General features: G+C 51.8%; 17 protein-coding genes. 10 read left to right on the top strand and 7 right to left on the bottom strand.

Annotated elements, in window-relative coordinates; genetic code table 11:
* Positions 1–13 precede the first annotated feature (13 nt).
* Together astB and astE are read left to right on the top strand one after the other, a co-directional pair.
* On the top strand, positions 14–1,354 hold the full coding sequence (astB, locus tag RS889_RS01780; protein ID WP_315710874.1) for an N-succinylarginine dihydrolase: 1,341 nt from the start codon (positions 14–16) through the stop codon (positions 1,352–1,354).
* Between the two features lie 5 nt (positions 1,355–1,359).
* Positions 1,360–2,364, top strand: a complete 1,005-nt coding sequence (gene astE, locus RS889_RS01785; protein WP_315709132.1) for a succinylglutamate desuccinylase — start codon at positions 1,360–1,362, stop codon at positions 2,362–2,364.
* Between the two features lie 31 nt (positions 2,365–2,395).
* Here the strand turns inward: astE and RS889_RS01790 are convergent, their stop codons facing one another.
* The 3 genes from RS889_RS01790 to RS889_RS01800 all read right to left on the bottom strand — a co-directional run bounded on the left by RS889_RS01790 (position 2,396) and on the right by RS889_RS01800 (position 4,625).
* The gene (locus RS889_RS01790; protein WP_315709133.1) at positions 2,396–3,265 is read right to left on the bottom strand and encodes a phosphoribulokinase; all 870 of its coding nucleotides are present in this window, start codon (positions 3,263–3,265) and stop codon (positions 2,396–2,398) included.
* 129 nt (positions 3,266–3,394) lie between these two features.
* Positions 3,395–3,631 (bottom strand): YheU family protein, encoded by a 237-nt coding sequence (locus tag RS889_RS01795; protein ID WP_021013381.1) that lies wholly within the window; start codon positions 3,629–3,631, stop codon positions 3,395–3,397.
* 1 nt (position 3,632) lies between these two features.
* On the bottom strand, positions 3,633–4,625 hold the full coding sequence (locus RS889_RS01800; RefSeq protein WP_315709134.1) for a hydrolase: 993 nt from the start codon (positions 4,623–4,625) through the stop codon (positions 3,633–3,635).
* 81 nt (positions 4,626–4,706) lie between these two features.
* Here RS889_RS01800 and RS889_RS01805 point away from each other — a divergent pair, with 81 nt between their 5' ends.
* Positions 4,707–5,312: a LysE family translocator gene (locus RS889_RS01805; protein WP_021013379.1), complete on the top strand. Its 606-nt coding sequence runs from the start codon at positions 4,707–4,709 to the stop codon at positions 5,310–5,312.
* Positions 5,313–5,360: 48 nt separating this feature from the next.
* Here RS889_RS01805 and RS889_RS01810 read toward each other — a convergent pair whose 3' ends face one another.
* The gene (locus RS889_RS01810) at positions 5,361–7,292 is read right to left on the bottom strand and encodes an ABC transporter ATP-binding protein (RefSeq protein ID WP_315709135.1); all 1,932 of its coding nucleotides are present in this window, start codon (positions 7,290–7,292) and stop codon (positions 5,361–5,363) included.
* A gap of 123 nt (positions 7,293–7,415) precedes the next feature.
* Between RS889_RS01810 and kefG the strand changes: the two genes are divergently transcribed.
* The 4 genes from kefG to slyD all read left to right on the top strand — a co-directional run bounded on the left by kefG (position 7,416) and on the right by slyD (position 10,875).
* Positions 7,416–7,970 carry a glutathione-regulated potassium-efflux system ancillary protein KefG gene (kefG, locus tag RS889_RS01815; protein ID WP_315710875.1) on the top strand — a complete coding sequence of 185 codons (555 nt, stop codon included), beginning with the start codon at positions 7,416–7,418 and terminating at the stop codon, positions 7,968–7,970.
* Between the two features lies 1 nt (position 7,971).
* Positions 7,972–9,777, top strand: coding sequence for a glutathione-regulated potassium-efflux system protein KefB (gene kefB / locus RS889_RS01820; RefSeq protein WP_315709136.1), 1,806 nt, complete (start codon positions 7,972–7,974; stop codon positions 9,775–9,777).
* An 18-nt stretch (positions 9,778–9,795) separates the two neighbouring features.
* On the top strand, positions 9,796–10,002 hold the full coding sequence (locus RS889_RS01825; protein WP_021013375.1) for a YheV family putative zinc ribbon protein: 207 nt from the start codon (positions 9,796–9,798) through the stop codon (positions 10,000–10,002).
* Positions 10,003–10,242: 240 nt separating this feature from the next.
* Positions 10,243–10,875, top strand: a complete 633-nt coding sequence (gene slyD, locus RS889_RS01830; protein WP_315709137.1) for a peptidylprolyl isomerase — start codon at positions 10,243–10,245, stop codon at positions 10,873–10,875.
* Positions 10,876–10,995: 120 nt separating this feature from the next.
* Here slyD and eat read toward each other — a convergent pair whose 3' ends face one another.
* Positions 10,996–12,363: an ethanolamine permease gene (gene eat, locus RS889_RS01835; RefSeq protein WP_021013373.1), complete on the bottom strand. Its 1,368-nt coding sequence runs from the start codon at positions 12,361–12,363 to the stop codon at positions 10,996–10,998.
* Between the two features lie 313 nt (positions 12,364–12,676).
* Here eat and RS889_RS01840 point away from each other — a divergent pair, with 313 nt between their 5' ends.
* Positions 12,677–13,681: a phosphotransferase enzyme family protein gene (locus RS889_RS01840; RefSeq protein WP_315709138.1), complete on the top strand. Its 1,005-nt coding sequence runs from the start codon at positions 12,677–12,679 to the stop codon at positions 13,679–13,681.
* Positions 13,682–13,842: 161 nt separating this feature from the next.
* The gene (gene qhpR / locus RS889_RS01845) at positions 13,843–14,886 is read left to right on the top strand and encodes an AraC-like transcriptional regulator QhpR (protein ID WP_037380292.1); all 1,044 of its coding nucleotides are present in this window, start codon (positions 13,843–13,845) and stop codon (positions 14,884–14,886) included.
* Positions 14,887–14,925: 39 nt separating this feature from the next.
* On the opposite strand, the gene RS889_RS01850 is transcribed toward qhpR, so the two are convergent.
* On the bottom strand, positions 14,926–15,144 hold the full coding sequence (locus RS889_RS01850; RefSeq protein ID WP_021013370.1) for a SlyX family protein: 219 nt from the start codon (positions 15,142–15,144) through the stop codon (positions 14,926–14,928).
* Between the two features lie 215 nt (positions 15,145–15,359).
* Between RS889_RS01850 and fkpA the strand changes: the two genes are divergently transcribed.
* Positions 15,360–16,181: an FKBP-type peptidyl-prolyl cis-trans isomerase gene (gene fkpA, locus RS889_RS01855; RefSeq protein WP_315709139.1), complete on the top strand. Its 822-nt coding sequence runs from the start codon at positions 15,360–15,362 to the stop codon at positions 16,179–16,181.
* A 61-nt stretch (positions 16,182–16,242) separates the two neighbouring features.
* On the opposite strand, the gene RS889_RS01860 is transcribed toward fkpA, so the two are convergent.
* Entirely contained in the window at positions 16,243–17,601 is a 1,359-nt protein-coding gene (locus tag RS889_RS01860) for an aminotransferase-like domain-containing protein (protein WP_021013368.1), read from the bottom strand.
* Between the last annotated feature and the right edge of the window lie 91 nt (positions 17,602–17,692).

Raw genomic sequence — 17,692 nt, forward strand, 5'->3', positions numbered from 1 at the left:
GGTGTGGGGAAACATAATGTCTTATGAAGTGAATTTTGACGGTCTGGTGGGGTTGACTCATCACTATGCCGGTTTGTCGTTTGGGAATGAAGCCTCGGCGTTACATCAGAACAGCGTATCCAATCCCCGATTGGCGGCCAAACAAGGGTTGCTGAAAATGAAAGCGCTGGCGGATCTCGGCTTCCGGCAAGCGGTGCTGCCCCCGCAGGAGCGGCCTCATATACCGATGTTGCGTCGGCTGGGATTCAGCGGCAGTGATGCGACGATACTGGCGCAGGCGATGCGCCAGGTTCCTCGTTTATTGTCGGCGTTAAGCTCGGCCTCATCAATGTGGACCGCCAATGCGGCGACGGTGTCACCGTCGTCAGACAGTGCTGATGGCCGGGTTCATTTCACGGCAGCCAATCTGAACAATAAGTTTCATCGGGCGATCGAAGCCGAAACGACATCAGCGGTGTTGCGGGCCATTTTCAGTAATGAGCGCCATTTTGTACATCATGATGCCCTGCCGCAGGTTGCACTGTTTGGTGATGAAGGCGCCGCCAACCATAACCGTCTGGGCGGTGCATATGGGCGACGTAGTGTGCAGGTGTTTGTCTATGGTCAGCATGTCTATGGCAATGTGGCCGGGCCGCAGCGTTACCCGGCGCGGCAGACACGGGAAGCCAGTGAGGCGATAGCCCGTCTACATCAGCTTGATGAAAACCACACGGTATTTATACAACAGAATCCGGCGGTGATTGATAAAGGCGTCTTTCATAACGATGTGATTGCGGTCAGTAACCAACAGGTATTGTTTCACCATCAGCAGGCGTTTTTGAATCAGCCCCAGGCGCTGGACGACATTCGCCGCAAAATGGCCACGCTTGACGAAGAGCTGATCGCCATTGAAGTACCGGAAGCCAGTGTTTCAGTTGAAGATGCGGTGGCAACTTACCTGTTTAACAGCCAGATCCTGACCCGGCAAGATGGCAAGATGACGCTGGTGGTACCGGAAGAGTCCCGCCAGCATGTTGGGGTATGGCGTTATTTGTCTGAACTGGTAAGCCGTGGTGGCCCGATTGATGAAATCAAGGTTTTCGATTTACGCGAGAGCATGCGTAATGGTGGCGGACCGGCCTGTCTTCGCTTGCGGGTGGTATTGAATGAACAGGAACTGCAAGCTGTCAATTCGCAGGTCATCATGAACGATAACCTGTTTAACCGCTTAAATGACTGGGTGGAGCGTTACTACCGTGACCAGTTGACGCAGAATGATCTGGCGGATCCTCTGCTGCTGAGCGAAGGACGTGAAGCGCTGGACGCTTTGACGGTGATCCTGGGGCTGGGATCTATTTATCCTTTTCAGCGTTAGGAGTGATGCACGTGAATTTTCTGTCGTTGACTTTGCAGGGAGAGTCGCCAGTCATCAAACAGGGGGAAACCTCGACACTATGCTGGCAATGGCTGGCGGAAGGCATCCTGGCGCTGTGGCCGAAAGCCGTCTATCGACAGGCGGTGGTATTGTCGGCAGGATTACATGGCAATGAAACGGCACCGGTTGAGATGCTCAATCAATTGGTTACTGAACTGTTGAGCGGGCAACGTCCGCTGGCCGTCCGTCTGCTGGTGATTTTCGGCAATATTCCGGCGTTGCAGGCCGGGAAGCGTTATCTGCACACCGATATCAACCGTATGTTTGGCGGTCGTTATCGCCAGTTTGCCGCCAGCGGCGAAACCGCACGTGCCCGGCAACTGGAGCAACTGGTCACGGCGTTCTTTGCCGCTGATGCGCCTGATTCCGGCGTGGTTCGCTATCATTATGATTTGCATACGGCTATCCGGGACTCGGTTCTGCCGCGCTTTGGTTTATTGCCGTTTCAGTCACACCCTTATGATGCGACGCTGCTTGCCTGGCTGGATGCGGCGGATTTAGACGCGCTGGTGTTCCACCGTGCACCGGGCGGGACGTTCAGTCACTTCAGTAGCGAGTGCTGTCAGGCGGCCAGTTGTACGCTTGAGCTGGGAAAAGCCCGTCCGTTCGGCACCAATGATCTGCGGCATTTTGCCGACATTAACCGTATGTTGCAGGCGTTTATCTCGGGAGATACGCGACCGGTGCGCCGCCAGACCGCCATGCATCTGTTCTGTGTGGTGCATACCATTATCAAACACAACGAGATATTCCGGCTGCACTTGTCTGACGATACGCCCAATTTTACCTGCTTGACCCAAGGGATGTTGTTGGCAGAGCAACCCGGTGAAACCTACCGGGTTCAGCATGAGCAAGAGTGGATTTTATTTCCCAATCCTCAGGTGGCGACGGGCATGCGTGCCGGGTTACTGCTGACAGAAACCACCCCGGAAGCGTTATCGATGGTGTGAGTAACCGCGGCGGCATGTGTGCCGCCCGGTATTATTTGATGGTTTTGCCTTCCAGCAATCGTTGTACCAATGGCCCCATGATCAGTTCCATCGCCAGTCCCATCTTGCCGCCGGGTACCACCAGTGTATTGATGTGGGAAATAAACGACCCTTGCAGCATGGCCAGCAGATAAGGGTAATCAATGTCGTCCATACACTGAAAGTGAATGACCACAAAGCTTTCATCCAGCGACGGGATGGCTTTTGCCGCAAAAGGGTTGGACGTATCCACCGTCGGTACTCGCTGGAAGTTGATATGGGTGCGGGAAAATTGTGGCGTAATGTAGGTGATGTAGTCTTCCATTGAACGCACCACAGAGTCCATCACCGCCTCGCGGGAATGACCACGTTCATTCACATCGCGAACCAGTTTCTGAATCCATTCCAGATTGACAATCGGCACTACACCCACCAGTAAATCGACATGACGGGCCACATTATGCTGTTGCGTGACTATGCCACCATGCAGCCCCTCATAGAACAGCACATCGGTAGGTTCCGGCATCGGTTCCCAGGGGGTAAATGTTCCCGGCACCTGATTGTAAGGAATGGCTTCATCGTAAGTATGTAGATATTTACGGGTTTTTCCGGTGCCGTGCTGCCCATATTCAGCGAACGATTTCTCAAGCAGACAGAAATCGTTGGCCTCCGGGCCAAAGTAGCTGATATGCCGTCCCAAATCTCGCGTTTTACGGATTTCCATGTCCATTTCCGGACGGGTGTAACGGTGGAAGCTGTCCCCTTCAACCTGAGCGGCGCGGATTTTCAACTGCTGGAAAATCTTGCGAAAAGCCAGACTGGTGGTGGTGGTTCCGGCTCCACTGGAGCCGGTTACGGCGATAATCGGGTGTTGGTGCGACATGATGCTGAAACTCCGTTATGGGGGTATGCATCGGTACGGTTACTGAAAACCGTCACTGCGGTTAGATAACCCCATTGTTACCATGTTTATCCGGGGGGTACATCCCTTTTCACGTTTTTTGCTATTGATTCAATATTCGTGAAGATCACTCGCGGTAAGCTGACTGCGGGGCATGACATTGATGGTTTCATGCAGTTCGGACCACACCAGTACCGCTTCGCCATGTTCCAGTTGCCGACGTACATCGGCCACTTTTTGCTCCAGTGTACGCTCATGCTCTCCATAATCAGTACCTTCACGCAGCACAAAAGATTCGATCAGATTTTCCAGTGTTTCCGGGTCCAGTTGTTGCCAGGGAATAATCACATTATTGGTCCAAAAACGGAGTGAGCCAGTCCGGAATGCGCTGTTCCAGCCACATTTCGGGGTTAAGTAACGAGCCACCAACAAAGCCGACATGGCCGCCATGATCTGTTAGCTGATACTCAATATTCGGCGGTAATAATGCCAGGTCGGGGATCACGTCCTGTGTCATGAACGGATCATCTTTGGCCTGAATGATCAGTAACGGTTTACAAATCTGTGGTAACAGCGGCATTGCACTGCACCGTTGATAATAGTCTGCCGCATTCAGAAAGCCATGAATACGGGCGGTGATCAGATCGTCGAACTCGCGTAGCCGTCGTATTTTTTTCAATTGTGGCAGAAGAATGGGCAATGTATCAGGATAAGCGGCGATTTTACGGCTGGCATTCTGTTTTAGCAGGTGTACCAGGTAGTGTTGATAAATTCGTGAAAATCCCTGATCGATACGCTGGCTGCAAGGCGCCAGCATCAGCGGTGCCGAGACAATAACTGCCGCGGCCAGACTGCATTGCGCCCCCTGTTGACCCAGCAGGTAAGCCAGCATGTTTCCCCCTAGCGATACGCCGACGGCGGCCGTTGGCGCCTCGCCCAGAGTTTCTCGCATCCAGCGCAGTAAATAGCTGGCGTCTTCGGTTTCACCTGAATGATAAATGCGCTTCATGCGGTTGGGCTTGCCGCTGCAACCGCGAAAGTGCATCACCATCGCCAACCAGCCGCGCCGTTGACAGGCGGCCAGTAATCCATGAGCATAAGGACTGTGGAAACTGCCTTCCAGACCATGAAACAGTACCACCCGGGGTTTATGTTTTGCTGATAGTGGATCTTCGCTCCAGGCCAGATCGACAAAATCGCCATCCGGCATATCCAGCGTCTGCCAGACGGGTTTTAACCGGAGGTGACGACGGAACAGTTGTGGCAGCAGCGTTTGCAGATGCGGATTGTGCATCCCTGACATGGGATGAAAAGTCTGGCTGGTCAATGGTTCAATATTCATAGTAAAAGACTTGTCTGGGCCATATCACGCTGCTAGGTTGATTATCTTGTCAATTCGTCTGGTATAAGGCATCCCGATTTCATGGCGCATTTTAGCCTTTTCCTTTCCATGCTTGGTTTTCTGTGGGTCGCAGCCATTACCCCAGGCCCTAATAATATGCTACTGACGGCGTCTGCCGCCAATTTTGGTTTTATACGTTCGCTACCACTGATGCTCGGGATCATGATCGGCATGCAGAGCGTATTGTTATTGGCCGCGCTGGGTCTGGGGAGCTTGCTGTTGATTTATCCTCCGTTGCATCTGGCGTTGAAAGTCCTCGGCAGCGCCTATCTGCTGTGGTTGTCATGGAAGATTGCCACCGCAGCCTATGAACAACTGGATACGGATACCGCACCACCTCATCCTATGCCGATGTATCAGGGGGGACTGCTGCAATTTCTGAACCCCAAGGCCTGGCTGATGTCACTGGGGGCGGTGGCCGGATTCAGTCTGGCAGGGGAAGGGTATATCGGCTCTGTGGTCGGCATCAGTATTGCGTTGGTCACGGTTAATGCGGTGGCGGGGGCCATCTGGTTGGTGTTTGGCTCGGTAATCGGCCAGATGTTGCGCAGTCCGCTCGCCTGGAAGATATTCAATCTTGGTATGGGGTTGCTGACCGCCGCCTGTGTGCTGATGATTTGGCATTAAACCGGGATATCTGCCAAGCAGATATCCCGAAATCCCAGCGGATTAACGTTAACTATCAAAAGATGGGGGACTATTAAAAGATTGGGTTAATTGCTCTAATTGTTCCTGCGCGTCCAGCCAGGCCATCTCGGTTGTTTCAAGCTCGTTTTTCACCGCCGTTTGCTTTTGCAGACACTCGGTAAGTTCAGCTTTACGGCTGTTGTCATAAAGCTCGCTGTCGGCAAGACGGGACTCCACTACCGCGAGCGCGCTGTTCAATTTTTCCATCTGCTGTTCAAGCTGAGTGATCTGTTTGCGCAATGGCTGGGTCTGTGTACGCAGTTCGGCCTCCCGCCGTTTTTGCTCTTTACGCGCCTGAGCATTATTGGTGGCGTTCTCTTTCAGACCGTCGTCAGCCGAAGTGTCCTGCTTTTGCATACCCAGCAACCACTGTTGATAATCCTCCAGATCGCCATCAAATGGTTCAACTTTGCGGTCATGTACCAGATAGAGATCGTCAGTAGTGGATCGGATCAGATGGCGATCATGAGAAACCACCACCAGGGCACCTTCAAAATCGATCAAGGCTTCGGTTAATGCTTGACGCATATCCAGGTCCAGGTGGTTGGTCGGTTCGTCGAGCAGCAGCAGATTAGGCCGTTGCCAGACGATTAACGCCAGCACCAGACGCGCTTTTTCTCCACCGGAAAAACGTTCCGTCACTTCCGTCACTTTATCGCCACGGAAGTCAAATCCACCAAGATAATCGCGTAATTGCTGTTCCGTTTCACGCCCGGCCAGACGAGTGAGATGCTGTAGCGGGGATTCATCTGCCCGCAGAAATTCCAATTGATGCTGAGCGAAGTAACCCAGCTTCACACCTTTTGCCAGTCCGATATCTCCGTGAAGCGGTTGCAGTTCGCCTGCCAGCAACTTAATCAGCGTTGATTTACCGGCACCGTTGTGGCCTAGCAGGCCAATACGCGAACCGGGCACCAGATTCAGTTTGATCGATTCAAGAATCAGTTTGTCACCGTAACCCGCACTGACTTTTTCCATGCGCAGCAATGGGTTGGGCAAAGCTTCCGGTGGGCGGAAACTGAAGCGGAAAGGATTATCCACATGAGCCGGGGCAATCAACTCCATACGCTCCAGCATTTTGATACGGCTTTGTGCCTGTTTGGCTTTGGTGGCCTGAGCGCGAAAACGATCAATATAGTGTTGCAGATGAGAGACCTGTTCCTGCTGATGTTCATACATCGACTGCTGTTGTGCCAGTCTTGTCGCCCGCTGCCGCTCGAAAGAGGAGTAGTTGCCGGTGTATTCATACAGAGTTTCCTGCTCAATATGCAGGATTTTGTTAACAACGGGATCGAGAAAGTCCCGATCATGTGAGATCAGCATCAACGTGCCGGGATAATTTTTTAACCACTTTTCCAGCCAGATAACCGCATCCAGATCCAGGTGGTTGGTGGGTTCATCCAGCAGCAGCAGATCGGAGCGACAAATCAGCGCCTGCGCCAGATTCAACCGCATCCGCCAGCCCCCGGAAAACGCACTTACCGGTTGTTGCAACTGATCCTGGGTAAATCCCAGACCGTTTAACAGACTGGCGGTACGGGACTGAATCGACCAGGCTTGGATGGCATCCAGCTTGCCGTGCAAAGTAGCGATGGCGTTGCCGTCGTTCTTTTCATTGGCTTCATTCAGCGCCGCTTCCAACTGGCGGAATTCCCGATCACCGTCCATCACGTACTCAATGGAGGGACGCTCCAATGCTGGTGTTTCCTGATTCACCCAGGCCAGTGCCCAGTTTTGCGGAAAGGTCGCATTACCACCATCGGCGCTGATTTCGCTTTTCAGCAGCGCGAGTAATGTTGATTTACCACAACCATTTTTGCCCACCAGACCCACTTTCTGGCCCGGATTCACGGTAGCGGTTGCATTATCCAGCAGTACCCGCGTACCACGTCTAATTTGTAAGGAGGAGAAAACAATCATAACGCGCCAAATAGTTAGAATATGTTAAATTATGGATCTGGTTCAGGACTGTTGTGTCCTGCTTGTCACCGCTGCGCTGCATGGTAGCGGAAAATACCCACTATGACGACGTTTTGGAGGGGAATGATGTCGCAGCCACCGAAGATTTTGCTGCTGTTTGCCCATCCGGAATCACAGGACTCAGTAGCGAATAAGCTACTATTGGAGTCGGCCCAGTATCTGGGGCATGTCACCGTGCATGATCTTTACGCACACTATCCTGACTTTTTCATTGATATTCACTATGAACAACAGCTGTTACGCGAACATCAGATCATTGTGTTTCAGCATCCACTCTACACTTATAGTTGTCCGGCGTTATTGAAAGAGTGGCAGGATCGCGTGTTGTGCCGCGGTTTTGCCAATGGTATTGGCGGTAATGCGCTGGCCGGAAAATATTGGCGCTCGGTGGTGACCACCGGTGAACCGCTGGAGGCATACCAACCCGGTGGGATCAATCGTTTTTATATGTCTGACGTATTACGGCCGTTCGAAATGACAGCGGCAATGTGTCATATGCGTTGGATGGAACCGATGGTTATTTACTGGGCGCGGCGTTTGCCGCGCCACGTATTGCTCAGTCATGCCCGGTTGTATGAAAAATGGCTGAGTTCACCGCTGACTACCGGAGAGCAGTAGCATGGAAAGTTCCTCCGTATTAAGTGCTAGCGTATTGTTTCTGTTTGTTGCGGTATTGATGGTGCCTATCGCCGCCCGGATGGGGATTGGCGCGGTGCTGGGTTATCTTATCGCCGGTATCGCCATCGGCCCGTGGGGATTGGGTTTTATCCGTGGTGTGGATGCCATTCTGCATTTTTCCGAGCTTGGCGTGGTATTTCTGATGTTTATCATTGGACTGGAACTAAATCCGGCCAAACTCTGGAAGCTGCGTCGTTCTATTTTTGGTATCGGTGCCGCACAAGTGTTGTTCAGCGCGGCCATTCTCGGCGGCGCACTGTATTTAAGCGCATTTCCCTGGAAGTCCGCGCTGATTGGCGGTATTGGTCTGGCGATGTCATCCACGGCAATCGCGTTGCAACTGATGCGAGAAAAAGCCATGAATCGCAATGAAGCCGGGCAACTCGGATTTTCTGTGTTGTTGTTTCAGGATCTGGCGGTGATCCCGGTGTTGGCATTGATTCCGCTCCTGGCGGGAGTGCAGGGCGAGATCGGGAATTGGCATCAGGTCGGGATGAAAGTCGTGGCGTTTGCGGGCATGTTGATCGGTGGCCGCTATTTGATCAGGCCGTTATTCCGCTTTATTGCGGCTTCCGGTGTCAGAGAAGTGTTTACCGCGGCAGCACTGTTGCTGGTGCTAGGCTCTGCGCTGTTTATGGAGGCGCTCGGGCTATCGATGGCGTTGGGGACATTTATCGCCGGCGTGCTACTGGCTGAAAGCGAATACCGACATGAGCTGGAAAGCGCTATTGAACCATTTAAAGGGTTGTTGCTCGGTCTGTTTTTTATTTCAGTGGGGATGTCACTCAATTTGGGGGTGCTCTACGACCATATCATCGACGTATTAATCGGTGTGGTGGTTCTGGTGGCAGTAAAAACGCTGGTGCTCTATCTTCTGGCCCGGATTTATGGGCTGCGATCCTCGGAACGGTTGCAGTTTGCCGGTGTTCTCAGCCAAGGCGGCGAGTTCGCTTTTGTGCTGTTTTCTGCCGCGGCGGCTCACCAGATGTTTAAAGGCAATCAGTTACCGCTGCTATTGGTGACGGTAACACTGTCGATGATGCTGACGCCTTTATTGATGCAGTTGATAGACCGTATTCTGGTGCGTCGTTTTAATGTGCGTGACGAGCCGGATGAAAAACCCTATGTGGACGATGACGAGCCGCAAGTGATTGTCGTGGGATTCGGGCGTTTCGGGCAGGTGATCGGCCGTTTGCTGATGGCCAACAAAATGCGAATTACTGTGCTGGAGCGTGATATCAGTGCAGTGAGTCTGATGAGATCGTTTGGCTATAAAGTGTACTATGGCGATGCTGCCGATCTGGAGCTGCTGCGTGCCGCCGGTGCAGGGAGGGCGCAATCCATCGTGATTACCTGTAACGGGCCGGAAGATACGATGGCAATTGTGAACCTATGTCAGCAGCATTTTCCTGACCTGGAAATACTGGCCCGTGCCCGTGGCCGAGTGGAAGCACATGAATTAATGCAGGCGGGCGTGACACACTTCTCCCGTGAAACATTTTCCAGCGCGCTGGAACTGGGTAGGAAAACGCTTATTACGTTGGGTATGCATCCACATCAGGCTCTTCGGGCGCAGCAGCATTTCCGGCGGCTGGATATGCGAATGTTGCGGGAATTGATGCCACAGCGCCAGGGGGATGTAGCTCAGGCATCTCGTATTAAGGAAGCACGTCGTGAACTGGAGGATATCTTCTACCGTGAAATGCAACGTGAGCGTCGACGCCCCGATGACTGGAACGAGTTTTAATCAAGGTTGGAAATAATCATGGCAACTATGCGTAAACGTTTTATTGCTGGGGCGGTTTGCCCACAATGTCATTCGCAGGATACGCTGGCCGTTGGTCGGGAAGATGAGACCGATGTCGTAAGCTGTGTAAAATGTGGTTATCATCAGCGTCAGTCTGAGGAGCCGTTAAAGGCGATAACGCGCCCCGACGAGAAACAGATCATTGGCATTTTCCACCCTGAATAAAATAGGTTCTCGGCACGTTAATACTGCCCGGTCAGGTGAGCAAATAGTGAAAATACGCGAGCTTGATCGAAAGCGTCGTATATCGGTAGTCGGCCCTGTTTTGGTGCAGAATAACGTGAGAAGTAGCCCTTGAGCGGTAGATTCCACGCTGGTTGCTGTGATTTTTTATCTCAGGCAGTACATGGAGATTTTTTTCAGCTACAATTTGCGCAAAATTGATTTCCAACGGTAGGAGATATCATGAAAGTAGCAAAAGACGTGGTGGTCAGCCTGGCCTATCAGGTACGTACAGAAGACGGTGTATTAGTTGATGAGTCTCCGGTGAGTGCACCGCTGGACTACCTGCATGGCCACGGTTCGCTGATTTCCGGTCTGGAAAAAGCGTTGGAAGGCCGTGATGTGGGTGAGCGATTTGACGTTAACGTAGGGGCTAACGATGCCTACGGTAACTATGACGAAAATCTGATACAGCGCGTTCCTAAAGATGTATTTATGGGTGTGGATGAACTTGAAGTCGGCATGCGTTTTCTGGCAGAAACCGATCAGGGTCCGGTACCGGTAGAAATTACTGAAGTTCAAGATGAGCACGTTGTGGTTGACGGCAATCATATGCTGGCAGGTCAGAACCTGAACTTTAACGTGGAAGTGGTTGCCATCCGCGAAGCTACGGAAGAAGAACTGGCGCACGGCCATGTGCACGGTGAGCATGATCACGAGCACGAAGGCTGCTGTGGCGGTCACGATCATGATCATGAAGGTTGCTGCGGTGGTCACGACCATGAACATGGTAAAGGCGATTGTGGCGGTCATGGTCATGGTCATGAACATGGTAAAGGTGATTGTGGCGGTCATGGCGGTTGCGGTTGCCACTAATCCTGCGATAAAAAAGGCTACTGGATTTGCTATCCCGGCGAGAACGGGGAACTAATCTGATAACCCATTGATAGAAAAGGCCGCATATGCGGCCTTTTCTATTTGACGCTCGGTAACCGGTTATTCTTCTCCCATCAGCAGTACATCTTGCGGTGCGTTGTTTCGCTGGGTTTTGGTCACCAGGAAATAGCTGTAACCCGCCAACATGAAGACAATGAAGATCCCGCCAATCAGCGGATTGAACCACAGCATGGCGATCAGGCAGACCAGCGCCAGCACCAGTGCAATAGCTGGCACGATGGGGTAGCCAGGCGCACGGAAGGTGCGTTCCAGCTCTGGTGCGCTGCGGCGCAGCCGGAACAGACTTAGCATACTCATGATGTACATCACGATGGCACCGAATACTGCCATAGTGATCATCGCCGCCGTCAGGCTCATGCCTTGCAGGTTAATCCAGCCATCGCTGAAGATGGCGGCAATACCGATGATCCCGCCAGTGATGATCGCTCGGTGCGGCGTCTGGAAGCGAGAGAGTTTTGCCAACCCAGTGGGCAGATAACCGGCTCGTGCCAGTGCAAAGAACTGACGGGAATAACCCAGAATGATACCGTGGAAGCTGGCGATCAGTCCGAACAGCCCGATCCAGACTAGCATATGCATCCAGCCTGAGTGCTCACCCACGACAATTTTCATCGCCTGCGGCAGCGGATCGTTGATATTGGACAACGTTCTCCAGTCACCTACGCCACCGGCAAGGAACATCACGCCCAGTGCCAGCACGACCAGCGTTATAATGCCGGTGATATAGGCTTTAGGAATGGTTCTTTTGGGATCTTTGGCTTCTTCGGCGGCCATGGCCGCTCCTTCAATCGCCAGAAAGAACCAGATGGCGAAAGGAATGGCAGCGAAGATTCCGGAAACAGACGACATGCTGAAGTGATCACTACCTGCCCAACCGTTGGCGACGAAGTGACTGACACTAAACCCTGGTGCGACGACCCCCATAAATACCAGTAATTCCGCTACGGCCAGCAATGTCACTAACAACTCGAACATGGCGGCAAGTTTCACCCCCAGAATATTCAGTGTCATAAAGATAAGGTAGGCCCCGGTAGCCGCATAACGCGGATCAAGTTCGGGGTATTGGACATTGAGATAAGCGCCGATCGCCATAGCGATGGCTGGCGGTGCAAACACAAATTCGATCAGTGTGGCCATACCAGCAATCAGTCCACCAGTTTCACCAAATGCCCGACGGCTGTAGGCAAATGGTCCACCAGCATGGGGAATGGCGGTGGTCAGTTCGGTGAAACTAAAAATAAAACAGGTATACATAGCGGCAATAAGCAGTGAGGTGATCAAAAATCCCATCGTGCCTGCCACTCCCCAGCCATAGCTCCAGCCGAAATATTCGCCGGAAATGACCAGTCCGACTGCGATCCCCCATAAATGGAGGGCTCCCAGGGTGGGTTTTAGCTGCGTTGTCATGACTCTCTCCCATCTAACAAATTCAGGATGAAAACAGACGGCGTTTTCACAACGAGTGACTCGATAAAGCGTTGTATTTTTTTCTGCGACGGAACATGCCCGATGAGTCCGCATGTTGTCGATAATGCCGCTGTCAGATGAAGGGATACTTGACACCAAGGCAGTGATTTTTGCGCTTTACAGTCAAGTGGCACAGAGAAATGCCTGCTGTTGTCATGTGTAGTCAACTAATGCCGTTTTTACGTCAAGCATCGAAAAGAGAGTGATTACATCCTGAATACTACTCAGGACACTATCTTTGCGAGAGAAAAATATGGCAAAACAATATGATACGCTTGATGACGTGGCGATGAGCCATTTAGCCGAGGTGGCAATGAAACGCTATGCCCCATCGCTACAGGGGAAGTTGACGTTATTGTGCCGTTCGGAAAATGCGACCTACCGGCTTGATGCTGGAGGAAAACGCTATGCCATGCGCATTCATCGAGAGAATTATCACCAGCGTGATGAAATTGCTTGCGAACTCGCCTGGCTGTCGGCGTTGAGTGCTGAGGGTATCGCCGTGCCGCAGGCACTGGGCGGAGTGGATGGCGATGTGGTACAAACCGTGATACTGGCAGATGGGACACCGCGGCATGTGGTGCTGTTTCACTGGATTGAGGGCGAAATGCCGACCACGGAAGTGGATGCTCGGGCTTTTGAGCAGTTGGGGATGATTACCGCTCGTTTGCATCAACACAGCAGAAACTGGCAACAACCCGCACAATTCAGGCGCATCATCTGGGATCACCAGACGATGGTCGGCTCAGATGGTCATTGGGGACGTTGGCAGGATGCTCCCCGTTTACAGGCTACAGATCATACGGTTATCGAGGAAACGCTGCATCAGGTAGGAGAAGCGTTGGATGCTTATGGCAAAGACAGCCAGCGTTATGGGCTGATTCATGCCGATCTGCGATTAACCAACCTGTTGATGTTTAAAGGGGAAACTCGGGTCATTGATTTTGATGACTGTGGTTTCGGCTGGTATCTGCATGACCTGGCCGCAGCAATCAGTTTTGTCGAGCATCATCCCCGTGCTGACGCCTGGGTAGCAGGCTGGTTGCGTGGCTATCAACGGATCTGCCCTCTCACTGACGCTGATATGGCAGTCATTCCGGCGTTATTGATCCAGCGGCGTATACAACTGATGGCCTGGGCTGGCTCTCATGCACAGACTGAGCAGGCGAAAAGTTTGGGTGATAACTGGAGTGACCACAGTGTGCGGTTGTGCCGACGTTATCTGGAAAAAGTATCACTGCCGGTCGGGTGTGATTAGTTCATCGTCACACCTGTGGACGTTTTGCACCAGTGACGCGCACTCTTTGTATCGTGGTGGTGCTTTTTTCTACAAAAACCTGTCTGATTGTGCGTTTTCTATCTGGTATGAAAATTGCTGGCTTACCTCTGCTTTAACGGATTACTTACGGGGTAAGGATAATGGAAATGCCACTTTTTCGACTTCCGCCGATCACCGAAACGCAGGTAGGGCACCGGGGGGTATTAGCTGCGGCAGCATCCGGGTTGGGCCAGTTCATCTGTGATAAAGGGGGGGACGCTGATCGTATCCTGGGAATCAGCGGTATCAATCCCGAACATCTGTCTTGCCCGACACTGAGCGTCGGGTTGGTCAATTATTGCCGGGTGCTTGAAGAAGCGGCCCGTTATTCTGACTGTGACAATTTCGGTCTGCATTATGGTCGACAGTTCAAGCCTCAGTCTTTAGGGCTAGTGGGATATGTCGGATTGTGCAGTGCAACACTTGAGCAAGCGTTGCACAATGTAGTGAATGCTTTCCCTTTTCACCAACATGACACGCTGGTGCGGTTGGTTGATAAAGGAGATTGCTGGCGTTTTGACTATCAGGTTCGCCATGGCGCCATCCTGCACTGCCGGCAGGATGCGGAACTGACCCTGGGGATGATCCTGAACCTGATTCGTCATGCTGCGGGTAGAAACTGGGCACCGCGTGAAGTTCATTTTGAGCATCCCCGTCCGGAGCAATGGCATGAACACTGTAAGGTTTTTGATGCACCGGTCTATTTTGACCAGCCGTTCAATTCACTGCTTATACCCAAACGGGATGTGGTTCGTTCGATGCCGGATAGCGATCCGCTACTGTTGCTGGTTGTTCAGGATGCCATCCGTCGTTTAAACAGTGATATACATCCGCAAAGCGTGGTGGATTTGGCTCGTACCCAGGTTCGGCATATGTTGCCACAGGGAGAACCTGTTCTGGATGAGGTGGCGGACAAGATAGGTCTGTCTAGTTGGTCATTGCAGCGGCGTTTAAAAGATGAAGGTATTAATTATACGACGCTGGTTGAAAAAGTCCGTTGTGAGATGGCAACCCACTATTTGCAGCAACGTCAGCTCTCAATTTCTGAGATGGCATTTTTGCTGGGGTATTCGGAAGTCAGTGCATTTTCCCGGGCTTTCCGGCGCTGGTTCGGGATCAGCCCCCGACAATGGCGTAAAGCGTGAGACACCTTACTGCCAATGACACAATAGAATTAAGTGCGGTTAATAATGTGGTGGTGGTGTTTCTTCAGACACGGGAGCAAGCAGCGATGTCTGCTGTGTCCGTAACCGTTCAGTTAATAAGCGCAGTTGCTCACGCAGTTTTACCATCTCTAACTCATGCTGCACTACCGTCTGGTTCAGTTCCTCAATTGTGACTTCCTGAAACGAGATCCGGCTTTCCAATTGTTCAAGTCGTTGTTCAAGCCATTGCGGTGACATTTTCTCTCCTCTCCAAGCGATGTCCGTAGAGTTTGTCAGAAAGCGGAAACTTCTGGTAGTAAAAACAGTCTGATTAAGGCGCAATTACCGGGTAAGTTATTTTTCTTAATGTATTGTTGCGCACATCGTTGTGTTGCCTTCGTGCGCACGGTTATAGTAGTGACCGACTTTTTAACGATCGCTGGGGCATGTCGCTCCAGATTCTGGAGAGATGGATGAAATCACTGTTTAAAGTAACGCTGTTAGCAACCACAATGGCACTGGCTTTGAATGCAGGTGTCATGGCTGCGGATACTGCGAAAGCGACGGATAATAATGCAACAGCAAAATTCAATAATGATGATCAGGCTGCGGCGTATGCATTAGGTGCATCCTTAGGGCGTTACATGGACAACTCCCTGAAAGAACAAGAAAAATTGGGTATAAAGCTGGATAAGGAACAGCTGATTCAAGGTGTTCAGGATGCATTTGCTGATAAGAGCAAACTGTCTGACGAAGAGATCGAAAAAACATTGCAATCGTTTGAAGGCCGGGTAAAAGCAGCTTCTCAGGCGAAAATGAAGCAGGATGCTAAAGAAAACGCTGATAAAGGGACGAAATACCGTGATGCTTTCGCCAAAGAAAAAGGCGTGAAGAAGACCAAGTCTGGTCTGCTTTATAAAGTAGATAAAGAAGGCACCGGTGCTGTACCGAAAGACAGTGATACGGTGGTAGTGAATTATAAAGGTACGTTGGTAGATGGTACTGAGTTCGATAATTCTTACAAGCGCGGCGAACCGCTTTCTTTCCGTCTGGATGGTGTTATCCCCGGTTGGACTGAAGGTCTGAAGCACGTGAAGAAAGGTGGCAAAATCGAGCTGGTTATTCCGCCGGCATTAGCCTACGGTGAAACCGGTGTTCCAGGGATCCCACCCAACTCTACACTGGTGTTTGATGTTGAATTACTGGATGTCAAATCAGACGCGCAAACCAAAGCGGCAGATAGCGCCAAGGCGGGAAAACCGGCCGGTGACGAGGCCAAGAAAAGCGCGAAGTAACAATGTAATTCCACAACAGTATCCAAATATAAACCGCTGGGAAACCAGCGGTTTTTTTATGTCAAAGACAGGCTTGATGCTCACCTGGCTCCATACCACAGGCGAGAATTAACGCATCGGCGATGCTCTCTACCTGCTCCTTTTTCATCATTGATGTGCTGACCCGGATAAACTGCGCACTGCCGCTGCGGCAACGCTCGCCTGGAAGGGCTGCAATGCCGCGGGCTGCTAGTGTTATCATGGCAAATTGCTCAGACACTACAGGAATACAGATACTCAGACCGTCACGATCCGGCAGTATCAGGCCTCGGCGTGCCAGCGCTTCCAGTAACATTCGGCGTCGGCTTGCATAAAGGACGCGTGCTTGTTGCAGGCACGTTTGGGTCGCGTGGTCATTCAGCATCCAGGCAACGGCTTCCTGTAATATTCGACTGGTCCAACTGGCACCGAAGTTACGAAATGATTGGATACGTCGGACCAATACTTCAGGGCCGGAGAGTACGGCAAGACGCAAATCCGGACCATATGCTTTTGAAAAGGACTGAACGTATAAGGTTCTTTCAGGATAGTAACGACTCAGACTCCACACCGGCCAAGCGGATAACTCACCGATGCCATCATCTTCCACCACCAACATTTTGGAATCCGCCAGTACGTGGGCCAGTGCTTTACTGCGGCTTTGGCTGACGGTATGGCCCGTAGCGGAGTGAGTCCGGGGCTGATAGATAAACAGGGTCGGTGATTTTTGCATCAACATGGCCAGCGCCCCAGGAAGTGGCCCGTTTTCATCACAGGACAGTGGCATGATCTCGGCACCAACATTGTCCAGCATATCTAGAAGACGTGTGGCGGTGGGATCTTCTATTACCACTTTATCGCCGGGCGACACCAGCGTTTGCACAATCAGATTCATAGCGTCAAAACCACCATCCGTTGCCAGAAAAGCCTCTGCAGAGGCTGGCCAGTGTGGCTTGAGCGCCAGTAACAAAGGTAGCGCGATAGGTTCGCGCTGATAGCTGTTTAGCTGGGAAGACCGAATGCCTTGCAGCATGGCGTCGCGCAGGTCAGGAAGCAACATCGGATCCGGCACGGCCATGGAAAGATCGGCCTGGATTGCGCTACCATAATTGCCGATTTTCTCAAAACGAACGGGTCTGGGCGTCACTCTGTCTCCGCATACCCAAACACCGCTACGCCCCTTGCCGGCAATCACTTTCTGCCTTTTTAGTTGCCCCCAGGCCGCTGATACCGTCGCCGGGCTGACGCCTAGCTTTTCAGCCAGATTACGTACCGCTGGCAATTGCGTTCCAATCGGGATTTGCCCCTCACGAATCAGGGTGGCTATCGCCTGCATAATGCCTTTTATCGAAACATCGGCAATATGCTCTGCCAGCCAGTTCACATCCAACGTTGAAGTCATAAGAAAATAGTTTGTTCAGTAACAAATAAATTATTGTACACATATTATTATCATTCTAGTATCAAATTCAAGCAATGATTGGTTAATTAAT

The organism is Brenneria uluponensis (genome assembly GCF_032395385.1).
Lineage (GTDB): Bacteria > Pseudomonadota > Gammaproteobacteria > Enterobacterales > Enterobacteriaceae > Prodigiosinella > Prodigiosinella aquatilis.